Source organism: Rhodococcus sp. WY5, assembly GCF_018588185.1.
Taxonomy (GTDB): Bacteria; Actinomycetota; Actinomycetes; order Mycobacteriales; family Mycobacteriaceae; genus Rhodococcus_F; species Rhodococcus_F qingshengii.
Genome location: NZ_JAAMPR010000004.1, coordinates 67,636 through 93,715 on the forward strand (window position 1 = coordinate 67,636; position 26,080 = coordinate 93,715).

Here is a 26,080-nt window from a genome sequence, read left to right on the forward strand (position 1 = left end):
GCGCGCTACGTAGTGGCGAAGGGAACCCGCGAGTTTTGCCGCGGGACGCCGTCAATGGACCACCCGCCATGAGCAATCTACTATTGACGATAGTAGGTTGTTGATCGACACTGTCCCAGACCGCTCGATCCGAGCATAGGAGAACTCCATGAGCTTGGCGCCGTTCCTCGTCGTAGTTCTCGGAATTCCAGCAGGAATGGCCGCCATAATTGGACTGATGACCGCGGGCAACGAGAGAAAGAGCCGAGTTGACCGACCGATGCGACGCATGCGCGCGGAGATCAGTCGACTCAATTCGGAGAACGCCGCACAGTAGCCCGGCACGGCATCGACCATGCTCACCGCCGATACACTCGTGCTGCATCTCATCTCGCAACCACGAGCGGGACCACGGACGTGGGGTCAAGATCCTTCCTCGGGAGAGGCGACGTCGTGCAGCCAAGGTCGGGCGCGAGAATCGAACTCCCAACGCAACACCAAATCGGATCTCATCACACTGTCCACGTCTTCCGACTGACCAGACAGCCGGCTTCCACATCGGGGCCGGAATGCGTCATCTCCCCTCCTGACATCCCGGCAAGCTTCAACCTACGGAAGGAGCGCGTCGGGTCGGGCGGGGAGTCGACCGGTTTCGAGGAAGATGATGCGTCGTCCGATTTCCACAGTGTGGTCGCAGAATCGTTCGTAGAACCGTCCGAGCAGGGTGATGTCGACAGCAGCTTGCACTCCGTGCGGCCATTGTTGGGCTTGGGTGACGGTGAACAGGCGCCGGTGCAGTTCGTCCATGACCGTGTCGGCGGCCACAAGCTCTTGCGCGTGAGCAGAATCGACGTGCCGCAGTATTACCTGGGTTTCGGTCGCCCGAGCCACTGCTGTCCTTCCCATGTCCGCTACGACTGCCCGCGCTTCGGGCGGTACGGCCGACGTCGGGTGGCGCAGGCGCGCGATCTTGGCGATGTGGACGGCCAGTGCGCCCATACGTTGCAGACTTGCGGCGATGTGCAAACCGCCAACGGTAAATCGGAGGTCATGTGCCACAGGGGCTTGTAAGGCGAGAAGTGAGAATGACTTGTGTTCCCAGTCGGAGGCGGCCCGCTCGAGGTCGGTGTTCGCGTCGAGTACTCGCTCGGCGGTGCGAAGGTCGGCATCGAGGAGGGCTGCCGTTGCCTCCGACATCGCTGTCACGGTGAGCCCGCACATCGACGCCAGGCCACACGAGAGGTCGTCGAGGCTGTCGGCGAAATGTGTGCGCATCTCATCACCCTAGATGTGTACCCAGCGGTTGTTTCGTCTTCAGTTCGATCCGGGGCATCGGGTCCATTGCGCCTCTTCTCGGCCTCCGTCCGGGCAATACCGTTTCTGTGCCCGCCGGTGACGGGTAGAAATGGATTGAAGCCGACAGCCGTAATGGGTGCTGTCGGCGAGGTGCCTGTGGTTAAGCAGTCAGCCGCAGGTGCCGACCACAACGCGATTCAGTCTGTCATCGGTCACAAACCGAGCAGCAGCTGATCGAATTGCGAACGCAACCCACCGAGTAGAGCGAAGTCTGCGCGAACACGGGCGCTCAACTGCTCGGACACCTGGCGGAGTTTGACGTTCTTCTGCTCCAAGCGCCAGATGAGAATGTCGAAGGCCCGCTCCGCGGAAATTCCGTACACGATCATCAGCATCACTTTGGCCTGCTCGATCGCTCCACGGGAGCTACTGATCTCATCGACCAACTCGTCGACCGACTCCCTGACCCATGCGGTCGAGCGTTTCGGTGACGTCTATGTAAAGACCGGCACTACCGATTACTTCGTCGTTGCCGCCGAGGATGCTGTCGCCCACCACGATTCACCGATCTCGTCACACCATTTGTGTCGACGATGCGATGTCTACTACTGAACGGCCCAAACTGGTCGCCGCCGGCACCGCCCTCTACGAGGCGTGAGGCATTATCTTCCTCGAAGACCAACTCGCGGAAGCCCGCCGCATCAACACCGAACTTCAACAGCAAGAAAGCGGACCCGGCGCATCACCCGAATACGCCCAGCACCTCCGACATCACCCCTCCCCCAATACTCTCCGCTACGCCACCACACCCACCTTCGCGGACTGCATCTTCACAGGGCGGATCTGTCCGAGCGGAAACGTCAGGAGTCGAACGCAGACAATGCTTTCGCTACAGTCGATCAATGCAGCACCATCCCGACGTGGCGTTGCACTCGGCCCACCGAACGCGATGTCGCGCAGGCCGAAAATTCGGTGGGCCGCCTCTGACTGCGCGCCCGTCGACCCTGACACCGGGCCGCACGGCCCATCAGGTCGGACGTCTCACCCTGACCTGGTGAACCACGGTGGAACTGTGTCCCCCCAACTGGCGAAAACACATACCCTCGCTCGGCCGCCGAAAACATGGGTACAGAAGAATTTCACCCCGGACAGCGCCTAGGAACCTTCGATCTTGCCGCAACGCCTGGCCGGGGGCAACGCCTAGAACACACACTCGTCTACGCGACCCCCATGGTGGCAGACATGGATTGATGGTGTCGACGTGTGCTCAGCACGTACCCGTGCGATCGCGTCGCGTTTCACTCGCGAGTGCATGGCAGCATTTTCCGAAATGAGGAGAGTGGGGCAAAGCACCACGGCAAACAGGACAAACCTCACCTCGACCGCCCGCGAAGCGTACGGCCTAGTCGTACACGTCCGGGAGCGGGCGCCGGCATCTACCGGTCTCATCGGTCCTCTGCCTTGTATGGTCGTCGAGACTGCCCTCCCGGCGTCAGCGCCCCATCGGTTGGGTAGAGCACATATGGTCCTGCAATGATGCACGGCCCAATCTCGCAGTTGCACCGAAAGCTCGCTCTCACTCGTCGATCTCGGCCAGAGAACCACGAACGGCACGGAGGACCTCACGAGATCAGTCCGAAAGCGAACTCCATGCCACCACAGCATTTTTCGCCGTGTCGCAAAGTCAAGACGGTCGGTGCTACGCCTGCAGCGCAAGTTTTCCAATCTGTAACTTCGATTATCTGTGCGCTAGCCGCCGAAAAGCAGTCCAGTGCAAGCCGAACCTCTACGCAATACAGTCAGGAGAACCTGATGACACCACACCCGAAGAGGGAGCATCACCGTGATCCGTCAAACGCCTGAGTCCGCGGGCGTGAGTGGTTTCAGCGACCGCCTCAGTGCTCGTTGATCCCAGGCCCTTGATGAGTGTGTATTGCGCACCGATTCGACACCGTAAAATCGACCGGGAAGCCATGCAGTGCAGTTATTCGCGTAACACGCGAATCTCGGATCTCTCCATCCCAGGCATCGTCGTGATCGCGCGCAGCGGGAGTTGGCATGCCATGTTCGAGCCCACGAGCTTTCATTTCCCCGTTCACATAGTAGAACCGCGCCTTTTGATTCGGGGTGTGGCGATCAAACCTGTCGTACAAGTATTGGTACTCCGCGACCAGGTCATCGCCCGTCATTCGGTAAACCGACAGAGGCGCCTCGTCATTCGTCATCGAATCGCCTCCTTGATACAGCGGCGCCGCAAGAGAATCTCGAAGACCATTCCCCGGCCGAGCGGACTTCGCAACGTGGATTTGCGGTTGACCCACGGGACAATTACACACCTGTCTCCGACGGGGTCAAAGGATGATCCCAGCTTTCGATCGGCTTCGGTCATGCCACCCCAGGTTCCGTACGGCTCACCAGCACCCAGGGCATACTCGCGACAACTACCGAGCAGGGGCAGTTCTGACAAATCCGCCGAGTCGGCGAATCCCACCGGCTTCCAGCAGTAAGACCACCCTCCACCGGCACTCGAACCTCGCCTTCCGTCACGCCCTCACTCGAATAACCTATAACCAAACCCGTGACTGCATTCAAACAAGCAGCAGGAAGGCAAGACACGAAGGAACCCCCCGCCGCCTCGAACGCACCAGTCGCGCCCCGCGACGTAGCCTACGAAGATCATTCTTTGGGCACTCATACGTTGTCTTCGCTTCGAACGCCACCGTGGACGTGCCCGTCGAGCTTCAATTCGATCACGAATCGCTCAGCTCAGACCGGCGTAGGAGTGCAATCCGGACACGACCATGTTGATGATGAACAGATTGAACAGCATCGAGACGAATCCTGCGATGTTTATCCAAGCGGCTTTGGTCTCGCGCCAACCTGCGGTCGCTCGGGCGTGGAGGTAGGCGGCGTAAATCACCCAGGCGATAAACGACATCGTCTCTTTGGGATCCCACCCCCAGAACCGACCCCAGGCTGCCTCCGCCCAGATCGCGCCGAGGATGACTCCGATACCAAAGAGAGGGAAGCCGACGATGACGGTTCTGTAGGCCAACCGGTCGAGTGTCTGGGCGTCGGGCAAACGACGAGCCATCGAACCTACAGGCCCGCGGCGCTCCGCGCCGGCGGGCTGTCGGATCCGTAGTAGGAACGCGAGGCTGGCCACGCCGGAAACCAGGAAGACGCCGCTGCCGATGCTGACGATTGTGACATGGATCGGAAGCCAGTAGGACTGCAGAGCCGGAACGACAGGCGCTGCGTCGGCGTAGAGCAGGGTTGCCGCAACGAACATCAGGATTAGGACCGGCGCCAGAAGAAAAACCCACATCGCGCGGTATGTCTGCCCACGCAGAAACACGATGCCAGTCGCCGTTGCGGCCGCGGTGGCCATGGTGACGAACTCGTACATGTTGCCCAACGGGAAACGTCCGGTTGCGAAGCCACGCAACACGATCGACACAAGGTGCAGTCCCAAGCCCACGACGAGAACCGCGGCACCCATGTTGCCGAGACGCTCGGGCACTGGCTTCGGCGGAGCCGAAACGATCCGTCCGGGCACTTCCGGCGACGGCGCCGAGACTCCCCCTGCCGCCACAAGCTTCCTGCTCCCCAACTCGAACCGGTGGACGTGGTCGGTGCGTGTCGCGGCGTAGTGCCAGATCAGCAACACGAGGGCTAACAGATACACGGCGAAGGCCGACTGGAACGACAGGTCACTCAGCCTGGCAATGGTTTGGTTGATGGGCACGGTGGGTCCTCTCCTGAGCCATCCGGGTTCTCAGATCAGATGCGGCCGCACCCGTCCAGCGAGTTTCTACTACTCGTACGTCATTCGTGGTCCATTAATCCGTGCCGCAGACTTGGCAGAATCGCACAACCTACAATTCCGTCTGGGATGCGCCGGACCCGCCGTACGCGTCATTGCCCGACCTCGGCGCACTGCGGTTTCGATCAGTCGTCCGTTCAGATCAGCATGCCCGTAGAGGTCGGCGAGGGCACATATTGACTACTATGCCCGATAGTAGTCAATGTTGTGTGGCTCAACGGGGAGTCACCCGGAAAATGAGGCTGCCGTCGGATACCGCGTTCCGCGGCGCTGAGTGATATGCCAAACCCCTCAGGGCGCAAGGGCTCGCTGACGCAACGAACATTGCCATGTCACCGAGCGAACACGTTGACGCATTGATCTGCTGACCGACCCTCCGGGGACGCGACTTCGCGCTCACGGCAACGCTTCTAGGTGCACTGGACCACGTGCGCGATAGATGGGCGGATGTATGAATACGCTCACCAAAGGCGGGGTCGACCGTGCATCCGCATTGAGCCTCTGCTCCGACAACCTCACAACCCGAACCGCTACGCCAGAAGTCGCCGAGCTTGAGAGTCGCCCCAAACGGCTCCCAAACCGGACTTTACATGCATAGGTGCGCATGTAACAATACCGGAGCGGGAAGGCTTGTCCGCGAAGCGAGAAGGTGGCGTGCTTGAAGTTTTGGTCGCGAGTTTCAACCATGCAGATGCGTCGTCACCGGCGAACTGAGTCGCAACTGACCGAGCCGCGCCGAACTTAGGCCACGCTTGTCCGTCCACCGACCTTTCAATCGGACATCAATAGCCGTCGCGCGAGTGTGCGCATCCTGCGTGGCTCGTCCCACCACCCACCGACGCGAGGAGTGCCGATGACCGAGTCAGCGACCGACGGAGCCCCCACGCATCCGGTGATCCATCTCTCACAGCTACTGAAGCGACCAGTGATCGCACGGAATGGGGACATCGTCGGCGCCCTAGACGATCTGATCGTGCGATTGCTCGGCGTGGACACCTACCCGACGGTATCCGGGCTGGTAGTCAATGTCGGTGGTCGGCGAGTGTACGTTTCTGTCGAACGGATCGAGCACCTCGACGGGGACCGGGTGATGCTGGCGCAGAACAAGGTGGACCTGCGCGGGTTCGAGCGCCGCGAGGGCGAGGTACTGCTGCGTTCCGACGTCCTTGGCCATCGGCTGATCGACGTCCCGGCCGCGGAGCTGGTGCACGCCTACGACATCGAACTCGAGAACCCCGGTCACGGGTGGGTACTCGCACGGCTCGACACTCGCCGCCCGGCCCGGTTCTTCGGCTTAATCAAATCCCATGGAGGACACGCCAGTCGGGATTGGAAAGCGTTCGAACCCTTGATCGGCCACAAACACAGCATGGTAGTGCGGCGGGTCGGCGGGCGAGTCGGCACCCTTAAACCGGCGCAGATTGCAGATCTGCTCGAGGGCGCAGACAAGCGCGAGGGTGGGGAAATCCTTGACCGCGTCCACACCGACCCCGAGCTTGAGGCGGACGTTTTCGAAGAGCTCGACCCGGGCAAGGCCAACAAGCTGCTCGCCGACATGAGCGACGTCGAGGTGGCCGGTGTGCTTGGTCTCATGCGCGCAGACGACGCCGCCGACGCAGTCGCAGAGTTACGACAGTCCCGCCGTCGACGAGTGCTCGATCTGATGCCGGCCGGCCAACGCACGAAGGTGATCACACTAATGGGGTTCAATTCGTCCAGCGCCGGCGGCCTGATGAGCGTCGACGTCATCTCCTGCGCCGCCACCGCCACTGCGGCGCAGGCCCTGTCGGCAATCTCAGCAGCACGGTCCATGCAGCCCGAGGCTCTGCTGAAGGTGCACGTGCTCACCGACGCCGGCCGGCTGATCGGGGTGGCGTCGGTCATCCGGCTGCTGCAATCGGAGTCGGTGACCCCGATCGTCGACATCATGGACACCGACCCTGTGCGCGTGACCCCCGTGGCGGACCTAACCGAGGTGGCGGTGCTGATGGCCGACTATAACCTCGCGACGATCCCAGTCGTCGACGATGCCGACCACGTCGTCGGCGTGGTCACCGTCGACGATGTCCTCGAGGCCTCCATCCCCGACGACTGGCGACGGCGAGAACCTGCACCGAGGCCCATCGTCGAGCGCGCCACCGACCACCCTACGACCAACACCACCTCCACAGATCCAGGCGGTGATGACCGTGGCTGAACCCGAGATCACCGACGCCACCCCGGCACATACGCCTGTCGGTATGCCTGAACCGCGACCGTCCGCAGTCCTCGATTCCGCGCACCTCGGCGACATCGAGGGGGCGCTCGGAAGAATCAGTTTGTCCGACAAGGAATCTCGCCGCACTTTCAAGGCTCGGATGCTGACCATGTTGGCGATCGTCGGGCCTGGCCTCATCGTCATGGTCGGTGACAACGACGCCGGCGGTGTTGCCACCTACGCGCAGGCCGGCCAGAACTACGGGTACTCGCTGCTTTGGGTGTTGCTATTGTTGATTCCAGTGCTGATCGTCAACCAGGAGATGGTTGTCCGACTCGGGGCGGTGACCGGGGTGGGGCATGCCCGGCTGATAAACGAGCGCTTCGGCCGCGGGTGGGGCTGGTTCTCGGTCGGCGATCTGTTCGTATTGAACTTCCTGACCATCGTCGCCGAGTTCATCGGAGTTTCACTGGCCGCCAGCTACTTCGGCGTCTCACGGTACATCGTCGTGCCGACCGCTGCGGTCGCGTTGATCGCGATCATGGCCACCGGCAGCTTCCGCCGCTGGGAACGTGCGATGTTCGTCTTCATCGCCGTCACGGCGGTACAGATCCCGATGCTGCTGCTCTCACACCCAGACTGGGGTCGCGCTGCCCGAGACTTCGCGATTCCGGGCGTCCGAGGCGGGATCACCTCGGACGCGGTGTTGTTGATTATCGCAATCGTCGGCACCACTGTCGCGCCGTGGCAACTGTTCTTCCAACAGTCCAACATCATCGACAAACGGATCACCCCGCGGTTCATCAGCTACGAACGAGCCGACACCGTCCTCGGGGCGCTGGTCGTCGTCGCCGGCGCAGCGGCATTGATGATGACCGCCGACTACGCCGCCCGCTCAACTGGCAGTGTCGGAGAATTCGTGGACGCCGGCGACATCGCGCGCCTACTCAGCGCGAATGGTTCCGTCCTCGGCCCGATCTTCGCGATCGTGCTTCTCGACGCCTCGATCATCGGTGCCGCTGCGGTCACTCTGTCGACCAGCTACGCCTTCGGTGACGTGTTCGGGATCAGCCACTCGCTACACCGAGGGTTCAAGGAGGCCAAACCCTTCTACCTCTCATACGGTGCCATGGTCCTCCTTGCCGCGGGGATCGTGCTGATCCCCGGCGCACCGCTTGGACTGATCACTACCGCCGTGCAGGCTCTTGCCGGACTGCTCCTGCCCAGCGCGAGCGTGTTCCTGTTGCTGCTGTGCAACGACCGGCAAGTACTCGGACCCTGGATTAATCCGCGCTGGCTCAACCTCGTCGCCGGGCTGATCGTCGCGGTCCTGCTGATGCTCTCGGGAATCCTCATGGCCACCACCGTTTTTCCCGACCTCAACGTGGTGACCGCCTCAATATACCTAGGGATAGCGTTGGTCGTCGCTGGCATCGTCGCAACAGTTGGCGTGCGGTGGCTCGACCGGCGCCGCGGCGTAGTCACCGCTCTGCCCCCTGACGTCGGGCGAGAGGCAAAGATGCAGTGGCGGATGCCGCCGCTGACGCTGCTCGAACCGGTCGTGTGGTCCTCCGGAACGAAACTGGGCATGCTGGCCTTGCGGGGCTACCTCGTCATCGGCGCGATACTTCTCGTGGTCAAGGCTATTCAACTCGGCAGCCGATAGGATGCCGAGCCGCAGCCAAATGAGAGTGCGAGTACCAGCAGCTCGGGAGTCACCACCACGCGGGATGCCGGTCTCGATGCCGTGCTCGAGAACCTCACGGTCGCTGCGCCGCAGACCCAGGCAGAACCGGTAGGTGACGAAGAACGCGATCGGGGGGCAGCAGCACCATGCCGATTCGGCCGATCCACATCATCGCGTTCAGCGAGATGTTGAACTTGTACGCAATGATGTCGTTGACGCAGGGGATCGTCAGACCAGGTAGAACGCGATGACCATCGCGCCGATCGCGGTGCGGACCGGAACGTCCCGCGGACGCTGCAGCAGGTTTGCCTGCGTGCGGTGGTAGTCGGAGATTCAGCACCGATCGCAGGGCTCGCGGGTTCGGATGCTGCGCTTCCTCGTCGTGGTCGTGGTACTGATGGCCGACTATAAACTCGCGACAATCCCAGTCGTCGGCGTGGTCACCGTCGACGATGTCCTGCCGCCGGGCAGAACAACTTGACTCCGTAGCCGGGTACAGGGTTCACAATGGCAACATGCGTAGCAGTGAACTGGCCACCCTCACGGGTGAATGTGCAGACGTTGCGGTACTACGAACGGCGCGGACTCCTGCAGCAGCCTCCACGATCCGCCTCGGGATACCGCTCATATCCGGGATGAGGCGGTCGAGATTATCCGGTTCGTCAAACGCACCCAGGAACACGGCTTCAGCCTCGAGGAGATCAACGAACTTCTCCACCTCTACGGTGGCGGACCGGACGATTGCGACGCAGCGCGGAGACTCGCCCAGAAGAAGATCGCCGAGCTCGACGAAAAGATCCGAGATCTGCAATGCATGCGGGCCTCATTGACCGAATTCGCTTCCACCTGTGCACTACCGCGAGCTGACCGGCACTGCCCCATGCTCCAGACATTGCACACCGACGAAGGAACACCATGATTCAACTCGAAATTTTGCAAGTCCTGGACTGCCCCAACGTGCCGCTCCTCGAACAACGAATCGAGCAAGCTCTCGCGGGTGTATCGATCGAATGGGAACTGCGCCACCTGGTCATCGAGGATTCCCAATCAGCAGCACTCGCGGGTATGGCCGGGTCTCCGACGTTGCTCGTCGACGGCCACGATCCCTTAGCCGAGTCAAATCAGATCCCGAGCGTGTCCTGCAGGCTCTATCGCGATGCCGCGGGCGCTGTCGACGGCGCTCCTACTGTGTCGGCGCTGAGGAGAGCATTCGGAATGGATTGACCAACGTGGACAGTCGTTGACTGCTGCTCCGAATTCGGCTTCGGCAGCAGCGATCGCCGCGACCTAGCCCCTTCCCGGGTGACACCGGGGGATGAAGGAGGCTTCATCTATGCCGGCGTGGCCGCGGGAAACTTCTTCACGCGGTGCGCGACGCGCGACGCCTCTCATCTACGACCATCACCTCGTCGTTGATCCGGCGTCGCAACGATCGGAATGCGATCGCAGAGATGGCGAATCCGAGCAGCAAGGCCCCGAACAGTGACAAAGCGCCGGGGATTTCGAGGTCGAATACGGCGTTGATTCCCATGACGATCACTGCGAGCCCAGCGATCAGGGCGAGTCGAGCTGCGGTGTAGTACACCATCAATCGCACAAGCTTCGACCGTGCGATTCGTGTCATTCGCGTCGGCGGCCCTTGATGTGAATCCAGTGCTGGAATTTCGGGGCGGGCCGACGAGCTGGGACGACCCTCCGGGGCGGATTGACGTTTCACAGTGCTCGATTCAATAGTTGGACTCGGGCCCCTGCCGCTGCTGAGCGAGGGCCGGTGGAAGAACCAATATAGCTACTATGCACAATAGTAGTTCAGTGTTGTTCCCCGATTCGCCGCACCATACTTGGAGGAAGTGTATGCAGGCACGGTCGCGATGGCTCATGTTCTTCTTGGCCGTGATCGCCCTCCTTGTCGTGGCAATCTGGCCTCGATCCGAACCAACCGAATCCCACTCCCCAACCCGACCGCAAATGCCCCCGGCCGCATCCCAAGACGACGGCGAAGCTCTCGACCCGAGCTTCACATCTGCGACCGCAGCAGCGAAGGTTTCCTGCCCTGCGGCCCCGGCGGCACCGCCCGTGAACGGAAAACTCCGGGGAATCAAAGCGACGTGTCTTGGCGAGAGCACTGAAGTCGACCTCGGCGCAGCGCTGTCCGGGGAACCCACCTTGATCAATCTCTGGGCTTCGTGGTGTGGGCCGTGTCGATCGGAGATCCCGGTTCTGAACGATTACGCAGGCAGCCCCGGCGCCATCCGTGTGGTCGGCGTCAATGTCCAGGACGACATGTCAGCAGCACTAGCACTTCTCACGGACGCCGGCGTGCGCTATCCCTCGTTCGCCGCCATCGACGACGTCGGAATTGCACTGTCGGCGCCGCCAGTTCTGCCGCTGAGCTTCCTCGTCCAACGTGACGGGTCCGTCGACCAGGTCACAGCCCCCATGGTTTTCGAAAACACGGACCAAATACGCTCCGCCGTAAGTGAGTTGATGAAATGACAGTCCCCACACCCACGCGACAACGGATGCACCGCACCCCCCGAGCGCATGCCCATCCCCTCTCACTCATTGCTATCCTCACCGCGGTGGTCGTCGCCGCAAGTGGGTGCGCGAGCGGTACCGACGCGGTCGCTTCGGGTGCGAACTTCGATTTCGTCTCGCCTGGGGGGCAAACCGATATCTTGTACGACCCACCCGAGTCGCGAAATAGAATCGGCGCATTGGCCGGGCCTGACCTCATGGCCGACGGTAACGATATCTCACTGACTGACTACGCAGATCAGATCGTCGTGATCAATCTGTGGGGACAATGGTGCGCCCCATGCCGCTCCGAGGCCGACGATCTCGAACGCGCCTACGAAGCAACCAAAGACCTCGGCGTTCAGTTTCTCGGGATCAATGTTCGAGATCCTCAACGTGACAAAGCTCAGGACTTCGTCGTCGACAACAACGTGAGCTACCCCTCGATCTACGACCCGTCGATGAGGACCTTGATAGCGCTCGGCGGAAACTATCCGACGAGCGTGATTCCCTCCACGTTGGTGTTGGATCGTCAGCATCGCGTCGCCGCAGTGTTCCTTCGTGCACTTCTCACTGAGGATCTACAGCCTGTCATCGAGCGTGTGGCGGCCGAACGGTGAACGACTTTGCCCAAGGCATCGGGTCCAGCTTCCAGACCGCCGCCTCGAGCGGTCCGTTGCTGCTCGCCGTAGCGGCGTGCGTTTTGGCCGGTCTGGTCTCTTTCGCCTCACCGTGCGTGGTGCCACTGGTTCCCGGATACCTGTCGTATCTAGCCGGCATTTCCGGAGCTGATTCTCCGGCGGTGACCCCTGAAGACGCGACCACGAGACCCGCAGCAGGCAGATGGCGGGTGACAGGCGCGGCAACGATGTTCGTCGCGGGATTCACGGTGGTGTTCGTTTTCGCCACCGCATCGGTATTCGGCGTGATCAGCACCCTGCGCATCAACGAAGACCTGCTCCAACGGGTGGGCGGGGTGATCACCATCGTGATGGGGTTGACCTTCATCGGCCTTATTCCTGCCCTGCAGAAAGACGCACGATTCGCGCCGCGACGAATCTCCTCCCTTGCCGGCGCACCTTTGTTGGGGGGCGTGTTCGCGTTGGGCTGGACACCATGTCTCGGCCCCACTCTCGCAGGGGTTCTTTCGGTGGCGGCCGGAACTCAAGGCACGACGGCAGCGCGCGGGGTGCTGCTGATCGTCGCCTACTGTCTAGGACTTGGATTACCGTTTATCGTGCTGGCGTTCGGGTCGGTGAAAGCGCTCCGAGGCGTCGGATGGCTCAAACGCCATTCACGAACGATTCAGATCGTCGGCGGAATAATGCTCGTCGCTGTCGGTCTGGCACTGGTCACCGGTGTGTGGGGCGTGTTCATCGGCTGGTTGCGCAACGAGTTTGTCAGTTCGGTCGTGTTGCCGATATGACAGAGAGTGTCCCCACGGGAGCTCGCATCCGTCGCCTCCCGAGACTGATTATCCGAGAAAGCATTCGAATGCTGCGCCAGTACTGGCGCCGGTTGACGTCGATGAGTACCGCGCTCGTGCTCCTGTTCCTCTTGGCGCTGGCAGCACTCCCCGGAGCAATGCTGCCTCAGCGAAATCTCAACGTGCAGAAAGTGTCCCAGTACATTGCGGCCCAACCAACCCTTGGCCCACTGTTCGACAAGCTGGAGTTGTTCGACGTCTTTTCCAGTTTCTGGTTCACCGCAATCTACGTTCTCCTGTTTCTCTCTCTCATCGGCTGCCTGTTTCCACGCTTGCGGGCGCATCTCGGCGCACTCAGGAGCCAGCCTGTGCGGGCACCTCGGAATCTGTCCCGGTTGCCGCACCATTTCCGCGGCGAGGTAGATATCTCTCACGACGAGGCCTTGACGAGAGTGCGCCGGTCTCTCAAGGGTTGGCGCATCGCAGTCAATCCCGAAAATGATTCCGGAGTATCGGTTTCGGCGGAGAAGGGATATCTGCGCGAGGCCGGGAATCTGGTTTTCCACTTCTCGTTGATCGGGTTGCTCGTCACCGTCGCCATCGGCAAGCTGGTGGGGTACGAGGGTTCGGTCATCGTCATTGCCGACGGTGGTCCTGGATTCTGCAACACCTCACCCGCTGTGTACGACTCATTTCGCGCTGGAAGTGCAACTGACGGAACTGGTCTCGCACCGTTCTGCATCAAGGTCAACGATTTTTCCGCGGACTATCTCGATACTGGTCAGGCCGAAATGTTCACCTCCAACATCTCATACCAGAGCGGGCAGGACATCGCGACCAATACGTGGAAGGACTACCGTCTTCGAGTCAACGAACCGTTGCGTACCGATGGCGCCCGCGTCTATCTGACCGGCCACGGGTACGCGCCGCAGTTCACCGTCACTTTCCCCGATGGCCAGTCCCGTACCGAGACAATGCAGTTTCAACCGGACGACGCGGTGACGTTTCTCAGCAGTGGGGCGTTGCGTTTCGATCCACCCGGCGGTTCGTTCCCCGATCCGAACGAGCGCCGGAAGAATCAGATTGCCATCGAGGGACTCTTCGCGCCGACCGCGGCCTTCAGTGGGACGCTCCTGACTTCGTCGTTTCCCGACGCACGTGATCCTGCGGTCGCGATCGACATCTACAAGGGCGATACGGGTCTGGATACCGGCATTCCGCAATCGATCTTCTCGTTGAACAAGGAAATGATCAACCAAGGAAGGCTGGTCAAACAAGATCGTGTGAACCTTCGACCGGGAGAGACGCGGACTCTCTCTGACGGAACACAGGTTCGGTTCGACGGGGCCAAGGAATTCGCCAATCTACAGGTGTCGTACGACCCTGCGCAACAGTGGGTTCTCGTCTTTGCGATCACGATGATGCTCGGACTTCTGACCTCGCTCGTGATCAGGAGGCGGCGCGTGTGGATCCGTTTACGCCCGGGGGCAGCACCGGAGCAGGTCGATCTCGAACTCGGAGGCCTCGCGAGGACCGATCATGCAGGGTGGGGCGGCGAATTCGACGATCTCTGTGAGAAATTGTGGACGGACCAGCACAGTTCTCCTTCTACGGGAGCGGGCCTGTGAGGGTCCCTTCGTCCGAACGTGCACTCACTGCCGACGGTGAACTCGATGCATGCCTGAAGAGTGGTCGCCCCAAACGGCTTTACGGTGGGAACGCTTTGCGTCTCGCGCTTTCGGTGGGCGCTGGGTGGCTGCTATTTCTCAGTTTTCCGCCGCGCACGCTGTGGTTTCTGGCCCCTGTCGCCATCGCCCTGCTGACCGCCGTTCTCCAGGGTCGCAGTCTCCGTGCGGGTTTCGGATTCGGCTATGCCGCGGGACTGGGATTCTTCGTTCCCTTGCTGCCGTGGGTCGGAGCGTATGTCGGTGCAACGCCTTGGTTGGCGTTGGCGGCGATTGAAGCGCTCGCGTTCGGCGTGTTCGGCGTACTGGCAGTGGCCGTCGGTCGCGCTCCCCTTTCCCCGGTGTGGATTGCGGGTGCATGGGTCACCGCCGAAGCACTTCGTAGCCGAATTCCGTTCGGCGGTTTCCCGTGGGGGCGTTTGGCCTTCGGGCAGGCGGACAGTCCGCTGCTGCCGTTGGCTTCGATCGCAGGGGCGCCAGGTCTTTCCTTCGTGACTGCACTGACCGGAACTCTCATCGCCTGGTCACTGGCCGGACCCTCCCGTGTTCGATGGCAAGCATTGGCGAAGGGTGGCGTTGCCGTCGTCCTCATCTTTGTGAGTGCATTGGTGACAAGTTCTCCCGGTGCCGCCCCTGACGAGGTCGTCACTGCTGCCGTCGTTCAGGGCAACGTGCCGCGACTCGGCCTCGATTTCAACGCCCAACGCCGAGCGGTGCTCGATAATCATGTTGCCCGCACCGAGCAGCTCGCTGCCGATGTCGCGGCGGGTCGCGCAGCCCGGCCACGGCTTGTCATCTGGCCCGAAAATGCTTCGGATATAGATCCTTTGGTGAATCGGGATGCGGCAGAGCGACTGGACCGAGCAGCCCGTTCGATCGGGGCACCAATCCTGGTCGGTACGGTTCTCGTAGGTGAAGCGAGCACATCGATCAACAGTGTCATGGTGTGGGATCCCACGGATGGCCCTGGCCAGCAACACATCAAACGACAACTCGTGCCGTTCGGGGAGTACCTGCCGCTCCGACCGATCATTCGTGCAGTGTCGTCGTACGCCGATTCTGCGGGCAATTTCGTTGCCGGGAATGGGAACGGTGTCGTCGACCTCAACGGAGTTCAGGTAGCTGTTGCCACGTGTTACGAGGTGGCCTTCGACGATCTGGTGACCGAGTCGGTCCAGGCGGGAGCCACCGTCATCGCGGTTCCCACCAACAATGCGACCTTCGGCCGGACGGAGATGACCTTTCAGCAATTGGCCATGTCGCGGGTGCGGGCAGTCGAGCACGGTCGCACTGTGTTGATCGCCGCGACCAGCGGTGTCAGTGCGATCATCACGCCGACGGGAGAGGTACGCCAACAGAGCGAGATCTTCACAGCACAGGCATTGACCGACGAGATCGCCCTGCGTTCCGATCTCACACCGGCAACACGTCTGGGCGCGGTTCCCGAGATCGCCCTGGCGGTGATCGTCCTTTCTCTCGCTGCCGCATCTCTCTTCGGGGGCGCGTACCGCTTCTGTCTCGGCAGAAGAACGAAACCATGAATTACTATGATTGATAGTAATTCAGTGTCGGTGCCAGCGCGCAAGGGAACGAGTCCACCAATGTCGAAGAACCGCAAGAAGAACACACCCCGCCCCCGCGGCGGTGGGGTGCCCGGTGGCCGAAGTTTTCCGTGGTCGATATCGATCGCAGTCCTGATTATCGCCGGCCTGGTCTCGGTCATCGCCTACAACATGGTGCCCAAGGCCATCGAGAGGACCGAAGCACAAAAATACGCTCCGAGCGCGGACAACCCGGACCCCTCGCTGTCCATCGAAGGGGTAACCGAAATCGAATACGCGGCCGGCAATCATATTCAAGCGCCTCAGCGCGTTGCATACGATCAAACTCCCCCCTTGGGAGGAGCGCACGATCAGTACTGGGCGACATGCACAGGCATCGTCTACCCGGAGCCGATACGCACTGAGAATGCGGTGCATTCACTCGAGCACGGTGCGGTCTGGATTGCCTACAACCCCGACTCGTTGAATCCGTCCGACGTCGACGCCCTTACCTCCCAAGTCAACGGTAAGCCGTATTCCCTGATGTCACCGTTCCCTGGCATCGATTCCCCCGTTTCGATTCAGTCGTGGGGGCACCAACTCAAAGTCGACAGCGTCGACGACCCCCGTATCGCAAAATTCATCACCGCCCTCAAACAGAACCCGAACACCCATCCAGAGGCCGGTGCCAGCTGTGCAACGGTCCCGGGAGGATTCGACCCGAACGCTCCTTTCCCCTTCGACGCATCTCCGCCAGGCCCTGACGCGATTCCCGCAGCGTCGGAGCAGTCAGCCACTGGTCTTCCCGCAGCAACGACCCCACCTGCGCCGGCGATCACGAGGAGTCGCGAAAATGGTTGAACACGAGGCGGTATCGATTCAATCCGAGTCGGTATCCGATTCATCGGGCAAACGCCATGCCACGCCGGCCGCAGTGTTGGTGGTCGGTATTGTCATCGCTCTGTTGATCGGAATCATCATCGGCCTGTGGGCAAAGGGGCGGATCGAGAACACCTCGCAGGGGGTCCCAGCCGTCGGCGCAGTGGAGGTCGGCTTCGCGCAGGACATGTCGGTTCACCACGGGCAAGCGGTCGAGATGTCGTCCCTCGCATTGGTGAACACTGCCGACCCCGCTATCCGTACGCTCGCGTACGACGTCGTCACTACTCAGCAAAGTCAGATAGGAATGATGCAGGGGTGGCTGTCCATCTGGGATCGACCCGCCCGGAGCACGGGCGAGTATATGGAGTGGATGCCCTCAACTTCCTCGGCGATGAATCACTCGATGCCCGGCATGAGCACCGGACAAAGTGATTCCGGCGTAACTGAATCAGTCGCGATGCCGGGAATGGCTTCTCCCGCCGAACTCGCGGAACTACGCACCCTGACCGGACCGGCATTTGAGATTCGCTATTTGCAATTACTGTTGCGCCACCATCAAGGGGGAATTCCGATGGCCCAATACGCCGCTGACAATGCCGATCTCCCCGTCGTGACAAATCTTGCTCGACAGATCGCCGCTACACAGCAGGCCGAATCGACCGCATTGCGAGAACTGCTCGCAGTGAGAGGTGCCCAACCGATCCCGATGAACTGACCACTCATCTCACACACCGTCGCATCCGCCGAACCCGATCATCGAGATGCCGAGAGCAGTCATCGACGGGGAAGGGTTTTGAGGAATTCGTTGTAGGCCTCGAGGTCGACGTCACCGTCCCTGGCGGCCTTTTTGTCGACGGCGGCGTTGGTGCGGGTCTCGTCGCGATTCCACCTCATCGCGAAAACCACCATGATGATCAACGCGACGGGTTCTCCGTACGACCATGCCAAAGCCCCCGCCATTTGTTGATCGGCCATCAGATCGACGTTCCAGGACGCCGGCGGATTGGTGAAGGTACTCAGGAGTGGCGAGGTTGCCATCATCAGGATCACGCCGATGAAAACATGGAGAGGCATTTCGACGAAGAGGTCGAAACATCGACCCAGGTTGCTTTGCTTGACGGGCAACGGCCCAGATGAGAGCACCGGAACGATGAACAACACTCCAGTGGCCAGGAAGAAGAGCTCCAGGCCTGTGTGACCGACCCAGGACGACGCCACCAGGTCGAATACCGGCGAGAGGTAGATGCCGTAGTAGCTGAACAGGAACAGTGGAATCGTGACGCCGGGGTGTAGCAGAATCTTCGCCGTCCGGCTTCTGAGTGCCGTCAATGCCAGCTTGAGGATCGGAATTCCCCACCCTGTGTGAGGGGTGGAGCGCAGCAGGAGAAGACCTGGGCTGCCGAGAACGAGCAGTGGTGGAATCGCCATCGACAAGGTCAAATGCTGGAACATCCAGATACTGAAGAGTTCGTACCCGTAGCCCTCGACGGCGAGCCCCGTGACCAGGATCAGCAATATACAGCCGAAGAGGAAGCTGGCCGTCCTCGTCCACGGCCACACCCGACCGGAAGACGTCACCCGGTAGACACCCCAGCCATACCACGCTGCCAGTAGGACTCCGATCAGTGGTAGGACCGGGAGCGGCTGCGGCGCCCACCCCACCATTGCTCCGAACGAAGGCACGGCCTCGGGTAAACGTATCCAGTCCATCACCTACGTGGTCCCTCCCCGCTCGTACTGTGTTGTAACATCTCAGCGCTTCGAGCGCTTGTCTCCGCGGAGAACGATGACCATCCCGATCACGAACAGGATTGCCACTGCGCCACCGAGAATCGGCAACAACAGTGGGGATCCGTCGTCGGAGTCGGCATCGGCGGTCGCCGCCGACGGCGCAACAGTTGCCGGAGGTGTTGCACCTCCGGGAAGCGGCGCCGCATTGTTCTTCGCCGCGTTCAAGGTGAAGGAGTACGACCCCGTGATCGGGTGTCCGTCCTCAGAGATCACCCGGTAACCAACGGTGTAAGTGCCAGACGACATCTGACCGGTCGTCACGAGAGAAACGCGCTCTCCCTGCACCGACGGCTCCCCGGCTCCGACCTGCGTCCCGTCGGCCGCACTGACGGTCACGTTCGCGAAACTCGTCTGAATCTCCTGATTGAAAACCAATTCCACCGAACTCGGCGCAGTGTCGAGAACTGCGTCGGCGGATGGAGTCGATCCGACCAGTGCACTGTGTGCTTGCGCGGTGCCTGCGCTTATGAGCGCACACCCCGCAGCCACCAGCAGCACAACCATTGCACGCCTCAAAATCTGTTCCTCCTACTCGGCTCACACCATCGAGGTGCGGAGTCCGGCGATCGATGCACACCGCACTTCGCTGAGACAATACCTCCGACTACTATGTTGCATAGTATTCAGGGCTGTGTGGTGGCCGGAAGGTTGCACGCATCGACGAACACCGACCAGGTAGGCGGATCCATGAAGTTGACCACCAACGCGAAATTCTCGATAGCCCTGATAGCTGTCTTCGCTGTCGTCCTCGGCGCGCTGTTGCTCGGCAACCGCAGCGGGAGGGAGACAAACAGCGCCAGCGCTTCGGACGCATCGGTTCTTCGCGACGACACGCATCTACTTTCCTCTGCGCCGGACAACGATGTCGTTCTGGTCGAATTCCTCGACTTCGAGTGCGAGGCATGCCTGGCGATGTATCCGACGATGGAGCGGATACGTGCTGAGTACGCTGACCGCATCACGTTCGGTGTACGGTACTTCCCCATTCCCAGTCACACGAACAGTCGACTCGCGGCGCGAGTCGTCGAAGCGTCGTCCAGGCAAGGGAAGTTCGTGGAGATGTACCAGCGAATGTACGACACGCAGACCCAGTGGGGCGAGTCGTCCGAATCTCAAGTAGCCCTCTTCCGTACGTTCGCCCAGGATCTGGGACTCGACATGGCGACCTTCGAAGCAGATATGAATGATCCCGCAGTCGCAGAGCGTGTCGAAGGGGACTTCAACGAAGGTATCGACCTGGGCGTGCAGGGCACACCGACGCTGTTCCTCAACGGCGTCCAGTTGCCGTCCATGCCGACATATGACGATCTCACCGCTCGCATCGACGCAGCGCTGGCCCAATGACATCAACGGGAGCACGCGGTGCCCACGTCGACACTGGTATACCTCCGACTGTCGACTCGGCCCCGAAAGTGTGCTCCCCCTATGTCGTCGGATGGATTCTCACTGCAGCAGGCGCTCTCGGCTTGGCGGCGTCTCTGATACTGACTATCGAGAAGTTTCAGCTTCTCGCGGATCCCTCATATCGCCCGTCCTGCAGCATCAACCCCGTCCTCAGTTGTGGATCGGTGATGAGTTCTCCACAAGCCTCGATCTTCGGTTTCCCGAATTCGATCCTCGGTATAGTCGGGTTCACCGTCCTACTGACCACGGGAATCGTGACCCTCACCGCCGCAAAGGCACTACCTCAGTGGTATTGGCGCTGTATCGTCATCGGCTTGCTCACCGGAGCGGTGCTGGTTCACTGGCTGATTTTCCAAAGCCTGTACAGAATCCAGGCACTGTGCCCATACTGCATGGTCGTGTGGGTGGTGACGATGACAGCCCTCTGGTATGCCATTTTGCATCTAGGTGCTCGTAGCGCGTCGACCTCCTCGCGAATCGTGACCGTCGGCACCGAGAAACACACTCTCGTGCTTACTATCTGGATCGTGTCCGTCGCGAGCATGATTCTCAGCGCATTCTGGGACTACTGGTCGACACTGGTCTGACGAGTCCCACGAAAATCTGCCAACGCCGTCGCACTCGGCCAACTGTTGCACGATCAGTCAACCTTCAACTCAACTACTATGGATCTTAGTTTTTAGATCCGCAACCCTCCCGAGTAGAGGGCGATGAGGCCAGGAGAAGGAGACGAATATGAAATTCATGGGTGCAGCGAAAGCGCTAGTCGACAAGGGCAAGGAGGCTGCCTCGAAGAACGCAGACAAGATCGAAAACGCGATCGACAAAACCGCCGCGTCTGCCGAAGCCAAGACCGGTGGAAAACTGACCAGCCAGATCCGGAGGGCTGCGCTTGCGGCAAAGAGAGCGATTCCTCCGAAGAAGTAGCGACTCTCTTTGCCTTGCCGCCTGATTGCTCGTTGGTCTCCACGCCGTACGACTGAGAATCGGCGTCGAGAGCGCGAATAATCTCGCTTCGGTGTGCCCCCCTCGTGACAGCACACCGAAGCGAGGAGCGCTCAGGGTTCGGTCTGCGGAATCACGATACTCGCGTGAAAATCTCTGTGCCACAGCCGCGCAAGGAGGGCGTAATAGGATTCGGTTACCCTCGATTGCGTCGAGAGCGCCGCTTCCGACGACTCGATTGTCGTCGGAACGAGAAGGAGGGCACGATTCGCCAATGCCGCCGCGGAACTCCCGATATCCATCACTGCGCCACTGATACTGGCCGCGGCGTTCAGCACGGGGTCTGGAAGGACAGTGGTGGAACGCATGAAGGTCCGCTCTGCGTCAACGAAATCCGCTCCGGTCTGGAGATGATTCTCGATTGCGGCGATTACTTCGCTGACTCGACGGGTGTGAACCCGAAGTTTGCGGGGGTGCCGGATGTGGCGACGAGATACCGGTGGCAAAGTCCGCAACCGGGCACCAGCATGGTTCGCCACGCCGCCGTCGAGAGCGGTCGGCAGTACGTCTCGAATCAACCAGTCCGTGAGTAGGGCGGCAGCGGTATCTGTTGCCGGGACGATGACCACCGGCATTGTTCGTGTTGACATTGACTTTCCCATCGGTATGGCCGCCGAGCTAATTCTTCTCGTCATCATCGGACGTGGATGCGGTAAGTACCTTCTCCGATTCTGATGAACTCGTCTCCGGCCGGTGACCGGCCCCGACGTGTGCTTCTGCTCGCATCCGAGCAACCATGTGCGGGTAATGCAACTCGAAGGCCGGACGCTCGCTGCGGATGCGCGGCAACTCGGTGAAGTTGTGACGCGGCGGCGGGCAGGTCGTTGCCCACTCCAGCGAGTTTCCGTAGCCCCACGGATCGTCGACAGTGACCACTTCGCCGAATCGGTAGCTCTTGAAGACGTTCCAGATGAACGGGAGAGTGGAGGCTCCGAGAATGAAGGAACCGATGGTCGAGACTGTATTGAGTGTGGTGAACCCGTCCGCGGGTAGGTAGTCGGCGTAACGACGCGGCATACCCTCGGCACCGAGCCAGTGCTGAACGAGGAACGTCATGTGAAAGCCGACGAACGTGGTCCAAAAGTGCCACTTGCCAAGGCGCTCGTCCATCATGCGACCGGTCATCTTCGGGAACCAGAAGTAGATACCGGCGTACGTCGCGAACACGACCGTACCGAAAACCACGTAGTGGAAGTGGGCGACCACGAAGTAAGTATCCGTGACCTGAAAATCCAGCGGAGGGCTCGCCAGCAGCACACCGGACAGACCACCGAAGAGGAAGGTGATCAAGAATCCGAGAGAGAACAGCATCGGTGACTCGAACGTCAGGTGTCCCTTCCACATCGTGCCGATCCAGTTGAAGATCTTCACACCCGTCGGCACGGCGATCAGGAACGTCATGAACGAGAAGTACGGCAGGAGAACCGCGCCCGTCGCGTACATGTGATGCGCCCACACTGCGATCGACAGCGCCGCGATACCGAGCGTCGCGTAGACCAGGCCGCTGTAGCCGAAGATCGGTTTGCGGCTGAAGACCGGAAATATCTCCGAGACGATACCGAAGAAGGGCAGCGCGATGATGTAGACCTCGGGGTGGCCGAAGAACCAGAACAGGTGCTGCCACAGCAGGACTCCGCCATTCGCGGGGTCGAAGATGTTGCCACCGAGGCGACGGTCGTAAAGCAGTGCGAAGAGTGCGGCGGTCAACAGCGGGAAGGCCAACAGAATCAAGACAGAGGTGATGAAGATGTTCCACGTGAAGATCGGCATGCGGAACATCGTCATACCGGGAGCGCGTAAGCAGACAATGGTGGTGATCATGTTGACCGCGCCGAGAATCGTGCCGAGACCGGAGACGAGAAGCCCCACAATCCACAGATCCGCACCGACCCCAGGTGAGCTGACTGCCGAACTCAGAGGCGTGTAGGCCGTCCAGCCGAAATCTGCGGCACCTCCGGGAGTGACGAACCCGCCCGTAGCGATGAGAGCACCGAAAAGGTAGAGCCAGTAGCTGAACGCGTTCAGTCGCGGGAAGGCGACATCCGGCGCACCGATCTGCAGGGGGAGAACGAAATTGGCGAATCCGAACACCACCGGCGTCGCGTACAGCAGCAGCATGATCGTGCCGTGCATGGTGAAGAGTTGGTTGTACTGCTCGTTCGACAGGAATTGCATGCCCGGAATCGCCAGTTCGCTGCGCATGATCAGCGCCATGAGCCCGCCGATGAGGAAGAACGCGAACGAAGTCACCAAATACATCAAGCCGAGCGTCTTGTGATCGGTCGTCGTCACAAGGTTCCGCAGCACCGATCCCTTCGGCGCCCGTCGCGCGGGGTACGGCCGGGCGGGGATCGGGGGTGATGCAATTGCGGTCATAGTCAGCCCGCTTCCTGTCGAGACGCAAATAGAGTGTGCGACAGAAGCATAACCCAAATACTACGTTGCATAGTTTTTGGGTCCGGGTGGCGCCTCGGCCACCCTTTCCGACTGCCGTCAGGTCACGAGGGCATGAGCGGACGCAGAGAAGACGACCATGGTGGTCAACGCGGCGATGACGGGAACGATCATCGGGAGCATCGCAGCAGAGATGCAGACCAGTTTGGTGCCGCGAATCCGGGAATCCGTCTGCAGCCTGACCAAGCGCACCGAGATCTCGTCGTCACCGAGCCCGAGAGTCCACACCGGCTGAGGTAGCGGCGACGTCGCCACCACGCGCAACGCCGACCTGACGGCATCGGGGCTGGTGGCCTGTGCGGCCCGATCATCGGCAGCGAGCTCGACCAGCCGCCGCACCGCAGCGGGAGCCGCTTTGAACAGCGGGATCACCGGCAGCGCCTTCGCGAAGACTTCACACACATTGATGATTCGGTGATGGTGACCTCGCAAGTGTGCCCGCTCGTGGGCGATCACCGCTTCACGCTCGGATGCAGTCAAGCAATCGGAGAGACCTTTGGTCGCTACGACGAATCCCGGCCGTCCAGCGACGCTGTAGGCCATCGGCATCGGATGATCAAGCCAGAGAACGTCATCCGATGCCGGATCTGCGCGGGCGATGATCGATACGACATCACGGTGGTAGTCGCGGACCTTGGCTCGGCCCTTATGTTGCCGATGAGCCAAGAACAAGCTGCGAACGGCGATGAGCGCGGTAACCGCAACTCCGCCGACAGCGAGCGCTTCCCCGATCCAGGGGGCCATCGCGTGTTGGAAGGCAGTGAAGCATCGCACAAGGGCCTCGGAGAGCCCTTCCGCTGGTGCATGGCTCGGCCACAGAAGGATCACTACTGCCGATACGGCAAGGAATCCCAGACCCACGATGCTGCCGATCCATGCCGCGAGAATCGCTGCAGGAGCCAGAGTGGTCGATTCGAAACGCCGCAAAACCTTGGGCATGAACGCTCCGATGAGCACGGCCCCGAGAAGGAGGACTGCGGCGAGAGTCATCTACCGAACCTTGCCGTGATCCAGTGCTCGCCGCAGTGCCTCGTATTCGTCATCGGAGACGTTTTGCGCGAAGTGCAGAAGCGCTGAAACAGAGTCATTGCTGTTGTCGAGTAATTCGCGCATGGCCAGTGAGGTCGCTTCATCGCGGCTACGCGATGGCGAATAGATGTATGCGCGGCTTCGTTTTTCCCTCTGCACCCACCCTTTTTCGTGAAGGTGCGTCACGACGGTCAAGATCGTGGTGTATGCCTTCGGGGCGCCGCCCTCGAAGCGGTCGACCAGATCCCGCACAGACTGCGGCTCTTCTGCATCCCACAGGAGATCCATCACTTCGGATTCGAGCCCGCCGAGTCTCTTCATCTTCCTTCCCCCTTCGGAAATCGTCGATTGCGTCAGTCACTGACGGCCGGAGGCTGGATCTGTACCCCACGCGCGTCCAACCATGCCATGGGATCGACCTTCTGGCCGTCTGCCTGCCACACCTCGTAATGCAGATGTGGCCCTGTTGATTGTCCCCTGTTTCCTACCGTCGCAATCAATTCTCCGGCACGCACCTTTTGACCCGCGGTTACCAGAGTCTCGTTGATGTGTCCGAAGACCCCGATTGTCCCGTCATCCTGCAGGATACGGACCCACAGTCCGAAACCGGACGCAGGTCCGGACTCGAGTACCGTGCCGTCGGTGACGGACACGATAGGTGTACCGATCTCATTGGCAATGTCCAACCCGTAATGAGTCGACCCCCAACGCGGTCCGTAGTTCGACGTCAATGTTCCGCTGACAGGAGCCATCGTCAGCGGTTGGCGTGCAGCTGCCTCTCTCGAAGCGCGATCGGTGTCGCGTTCGGTGCCTCGAGCCAACTGTTCGGCCAGCCTCCCCAGCTCGGCCAGTTTGGGAACCTGGAGAATTTCCGGAGCCGATGCCAGCGCCTGCTCGAGAGGTGCCAACGGTTGCTGGTCGAGCTCGACGGGAACACTGACGCTCCCTGTCGATGCATGTGAGGCGGATGTGCCGGCGGCAAGCAAAGCGCCGGTGGCGACAGAGAGAACCAAAGCCCGTCCACCAGGACGATTGCGGGACTGTCGGCGATGAGCGCCGCCGCGTCGCGCCTGAACGCTTGCAGCGACGGATTCACGGTCGACTGCAGATGCGGTGGAGATGTACATCGTGTCGACTGGCAGGTCGCGATCGCTGCGTGGCGTGTCGAAAAAGCTACTTTCCCGAAGTGGGCAGTCGAGATCGTCGGTGTCGGGCTTGCGGTGTCGGGCCAAGATCGCATTCCTTGCGTCGCGGAAGGTCACAGAATGGTGACGGTCCCAGACAGCGTACTACTATTTCGCATAGTTTTTGGGCGAGCGTTGACAAAATTCAGAATCTCGACGAGACGCCCCGCTGCAAAT

Annotated in this window: 29 protein-coding genes and 1 pseudogene; 16 read left to right on the top strand and 14 right to left on the bottom strand. The window is 60.9% G+C overall.

The features are described 5' to 3' along the window. Nucleotides 1–148 precede the first annotated feature (148 nt). A complete protein-coding gene (locus G4D79_RS32075; protein ID WP_155419211.1) occupies nucleotides 149–316 on the top strand; it encodes a hypothetical protein in 168 nt (55 codons plus the stop codon). A gap of 272 nt (nucleotides 317–588) precedes the next feature. Here G4D79_RS32075 and phoU read toward each other — a convergent pair whose 3' ends face one another. From phoU to ccsB, 5 genes are all read right to left on the bottom strand, one after another. Then, nucleotides 589–1,254: a phosphate signaling complex protein PhoU gene (phoU, locus tag G4D79_RS32080; protein ID WP_047270619.1), complete on the bottom strand. Its 666-nt coding sequence runs from the start codon at nucleotides 1,252–1,254 to the stop codon at nucleotides 589–591. Nucleotides 1,255–1,487: 233 nt separating this feature from the next. Next, entirely contained in the window at nucleotides 1,488–1,664 is a 177-nt protein-coding gene (locus tag G4D79_RS34855; protein ID WP_232354283.1) for an ANTAR domain-containing protein, read from the bottom strand. A gap of 1,506 nt (nucleotides 1,665–3,170) precedes the next feature. Continuing rightward, a complete protein-coding gene (locus G4D79_RS32090) occupies nucleotides 3,171–3,500 on the bottom strand; it encodes a hypothetical protein (RefSeq protein ID WP_054827429.1) in 330 nt (109 codons plus the stop codon). Next, nucleotides 3,497–3,766, bottom strand: a complete 270-nt coding sequence (locus tag G4D79_RS35495) for a WhiB family transcriptional regulator (protein ID WP_052959928.1) — start codon at nucleotides 3,764–3,766, stop codon at nucleotides 3,497–3,499. Before G4D79_RS35495 ends, G4D79_RS32090 begins: the two co-directional genes overlap by 4 nt. A 270-nt stretch (nucleotides 3,767–4,036) precedes the next feature. Beyond that, nucleotides 4,037–5,023: a c-type cytochrome biogenesis protein CcsB gene (ccsB, locus tag G4D79_RS32100; RefSeq protein ID WP_047270614.1), complete on the bottom strand. Its 987-nt coding sequence runs from the start codon at nucleotides 5,021–5,023 to the stop codon at nucleotides 4,037–4,039. 931 nt (nucleotides 5,024–5,954) lie between these two features. On the opposite strand from ccsB, the gene G4D79_RS32105 reads away from it, so the two are divergent. Both G4D79_RS32105 and G4D79_RS32110 read left to right on the top strand, forming a co-directional pair. Next, nucleotides 5,955–7,298 (top strand): magnesium transporter MgtE N-terminal domain-containing protein, encoded by a 1,344-nt coding sequence (locus G4D79_RS32105; protein WP_047270613.1) that lies wholly within the window; start codon nucleotides 5,955–5,957, stop codon nucleotides 7,296–7,298. 43 nt (nucleotides 7,299–7,341) lie between these two features. Continuing rightward, nucleotides 7,342–8,964, top strand: a complete 1,623-nt coding sequence (locus G4D79_RS32110; RefSeq protein WP_047270656.1) for an Nramp family divalent metal transporter — start codon at nucleotides 7,342–7,344, stop codon at nucleotides 8,962–8,964. A gap of 63 nt (nucleotides 8,965–9,027) precedes the next feature. Here the strand turns inward: G4D79_RS32110 and G4D79_RS32115 are convergent. Continuing rightward, nucleotides 9,028–9,291: pseudogene (locus G4D79_RS32115) on the bottom strand (cytochrome b); the annotation flags it as partial. Nucleotides 9,292–9,492: 201 nt separating this feature from the next. Here G4D79_RS32115 and G4D79_RS35355 point away from each other — a divergent pair. From G4D79_RS35355 to G4D79_RS32125, 3 genes are all read left to right on the top strand, one after another. Then, nucleotides 9,493–9,624 carry a MerR family DNA-binding transcriptional regulator gene (locus tag G4D79_RS35355; protein WP_223304459.1) on the top strand — a complete coding sequence of 44 codons (132 nt, stop codon included), beginning with the start codon at nucleotides 9,493–9,495 and terminating at the stop codon, nucleotides 9,622–9,624. 61 nt (nucleotides 9,625–9,685) lie between these two features. Then, on the top strand, nucleotides 9,686–9,904 hold the full coding sequence (locus tag G4D79_RS35360) for a MerR family DNA-binding protein (RefSeq protein WP_256670292.1): 219 nt from the start codon (nucleotides 9,686–9,688) through the stop codon (nucleotides 9,902–9,904). Further along, nucleotides 9,901–10,209 (top strand): hypothetical protein, encoded by a 309-nt coding sequence (locus G4D79_RS32125; RefSeq protein WP_047270607.1) that lies wholly within the window; start codon nucleotides 9,901–9,903, stop codon nucleotides 10,207–10,209. Before G4D79_RS35360 ends, G4D79_RS32125 begins: the two co-directional genes overlap by 4 nt. 136 nt (nucleotides 10,210–10,345) lie before the next feature. Here the strand turns inward: G4D79_RS32125 and G4D79_RS32130 are convergent, their stop codons facing one another. Continuing rightward, a complete protein-coding gene (locus G4D79_RS32130) occupies nucleotides 10,346–10,609 on the bottom strand; it encodes a DUF4229 domain-containing protein (protein ID WP_080961187.1) in 264 nt (87 codons plus the stop codon). Between the two features lie 230 nt (nucleotides 10,610–10,839). Here G4D79_RS32130 and G4D79_RS32135 point away from each other — a divergent pair, with 230 nt between their 5' ends. Genes G4D79_RS32135 through G4D79_RS32165 form a run of 7 tightly spaced genes read left to right on the top strand, consistent with a single transcriptional unit; the run spans nucleotide 10,840 to nucleotide 17,751 of the window. Further along, nucleotides 10,840–11,481 carry a TlpA disulfide reductase family protein gene (locus G4D79_RS32135; RefSeq protein ID WP_047270605.1) on the top strand — a complete coding sequence of 214 codons (642 nt, stop codon included), beginning with the start codon at nucleotides 10,840–10,842 and terminating at the stop codon, nucleotides 11,479–11,481. Nucleotides 11,482–11,507: 26 nt separating this feature from the next. Then, entirely contained in the window at nucleotides 11,508–12,122 is a 615-nt protein-coding gene (locus G4D79_RS32140) for a TlpA disulfide reductase family protein (RefSeq protein WP_214514831.1), read from the top strand. Continuing rightward, on the top strand, nucleotides 12,119–12,928 hold the full coding sequence (locus tag G4D79_RS32145; protein ID WP_058228108.1) for a cytochrome c biogenesis CcdA family protein: 810 nt from the start codon (nucleotides 12,119–12,121) through the stop codon (nucleotides 12,926–12,928). The genes G4D79_RS32140 and G4D79_RS32145 overlap by 4 nt, the downstream gene beginning before the upstream one ends. Next, nucleotides 12,925–14,556 (top strand): cytochrome c biogenesis protein ResB, encoded by a 1,632-nt coding sequence (locus G4D79_RS32150; RefSeq protein ID WP_214514832.1) that lies wholly within the window; start codon nucleotides 12,925–12,927, stop codon nucleotides 14,554–14,556. Before G4D79_RS32145 ends, G4D79_RS32150 begins: the two co-directional genes overlap by 4 nt. Beyond that, nucleotides 14,553–16,154, top strand: a complete 1,602-nt coding sequence (lnt, locus tag G4D79_RS32155; RefSeq protein WP_054827437.1) for an apolipoprotein N-acyltransferase — start codon at nucleotides 14,553–14,555, stop codon at nucleotides 16,152–16,154. Before G4D79_RS32150 ends, lnt begins: the two co-directional genes overlap by 4 nt. Nucleotides 16,155–16,214: 60 nt before the next feature. Next, nucleotides 16,215–17,015: a DUF3105 domain-containing protein gene (locus tag G4D79_RS32160; RefSeq protein ID WP_047270598.1), complete on the top strand. Its 801-nt coding sequence runs from the start codon at nucleotides 16,215–16,217 to the stop codon at nucleotides 17,013–17,015. After that, nucleotides 17,008–17,751, top strand: a complete 744-nt coding sequence (locus G4D79_RS32165) for a DUF305 domain-containing protein (protein ID WP_047270597.1) — start codon at nucleotides 17,008–17,010, stop codon at nucleotides 17,749–17,751. The genes G4D79_RS32160 and G4D79_RS32165 overlap by 8 nt, the downstream gene beginning before the upstream one ends. Nucleotides 17,752–17,810: 59 nt before the next feature. Here the strand turns inward: G4D79_RS32165 and G4D79_RS32170 are convergent, their stop codons facing one another. Next, entirely contained in the window at nucleotides 17,811–18,746 is a 936-nt protein-coding gene (locus tag G4D79_RS32170) for a cytochrome c oxidase assembly protein (protein WP_054827426.1), read from the bottom strand. A gap of 42 nt (nucleotides 18,747–18,788) precedes the next feature. Then, nucleotides 18,789–19,331: a copper resistance CopC family protein gene (locus tag G4D79_RS32175; RefSeq protein WP_223304457.1), complete on the bottom strand. Its 543-nt coding sequence runs from the start codon at nucleotides 19,329–19,331 to the stop codon at nucleotides 18,789–18,791. A 183-nt stretch (nucleotides 19,332–19,514) separates the two neighbouring features. On the opposite strand from G4D79_RS32175, the gene G4D79_RS32180 reads away from it, so the two are divergent. From G4D79_RS32180 to G4D79_RS32190, 3 genes are all read left to right on the top strand, one after another. Beyond that, on the top strand, nucleotides 19,515–20,171 hold the full coding sequence (locus G4D79_RS32180; protein WP_047270652.1) for a DsbA family protein: 657 nt from the start codon (nucleotides 19,515–19,517) through the stop codon (nucleotides 20,169–20,171). After that, the gene (locus G4D79_RS32185; protein ID WP_052959927.1) at nucleotides 20,168–20,818 is read left to right on the top strand and encodes a vitamin K epoxide reductase family protein; all 651 of its coding nucleotides are present in this window, start codon (nucleotides 20,168–20,170) and stop codon (nucleotides 20,816–20,818) included. Before G4D79_RS32180 ends, G4D79_RS32185 begins: the two co-directional genes overlap by 4 nt. A 148-nt stretch (nucleotides 20,819–20,966) precedes the next feature. Continuing rightward, a complete protein-coding gene (locus G4D79_RS32190) occupies nucleotides 20,967–21,158 on the top strand; it encodes an antitoxin (protein ID WP_047270593.1) in 192 nt (63 codons plus the stop codon). Nucleotides 21,159–21,289: 131 nt separating this feature from the next. Here G4D79_RS32190 and G4D79_RS32195 read toward each other — a convergent pair whose 3' ends face one another. The 5 genes from G4D79_RS32195 to G4D79_RS32215 all read right to left on the bottom strand — a co-directional run bounded on the left by G4D79_RS32195 (nucleotide 21,290) and on the right by G4D79_RS32215 (nucleotide 25,951). Further along, entirely contained in the window at nucleotides 21,290–21,826 is a 537-nt protein-coding gene (locus G4D79_RS32195; RefSeq protein WP_223304456.1) for a hypothetical protein, read from the bottom strand. Between the two features lie 28 nt (nucleotides 21,827–21,854). Further along, a complete protein-coding gene (gene ctaD, locus G4D79_RS32200) occupies nucleotides 21,855–23,612 on the bottom strand; it encodes a cytochrome c oxidase subunit I (RefSeq protein WP_047270592.1) in 1,758 nt (585 codons plus the stop codon). 117 nt (nucleotides 23,613–23,729) lie between these two features. Next, on the bottom strand, nucleotides 23,730–24,680 hold the full coding sequence (locus G4D79_RS32205) for a M56 family metallopeptidase (protein WP_047270591.1): 951 nt from the start codon (nucleotides 24,678–24,680) through the stop codon (nucleotides 23,730–23,732). Next, a complete protein-coding gene (locus tag G4D79_RS32210) occupies nucleotides 24,681–25,040 on the bottom strand; it encodes a BlaI/MecI/CopY family transcriptional regulator (protein ID WP_003944627.1) in 360 nt (119 codons plus the stop codon). A gap of 32 nt (nucleotides 25,041–25,072) precedes the next feature. Beyond that, nucleotides 25,073–25,951, bottom strand: a complete 879-nt coding sequence (locus G4D79_RS32215; RefSeq protein ID WP_230691701.1) for a M23 family metallopeptidase — start codon at nucleotides 25,949–25,951, stop codon at nucleotides 25,073–25,075. Between the last annotated feature and the right edge of the window lie 129 nt (nucleotides 25,952–26,080).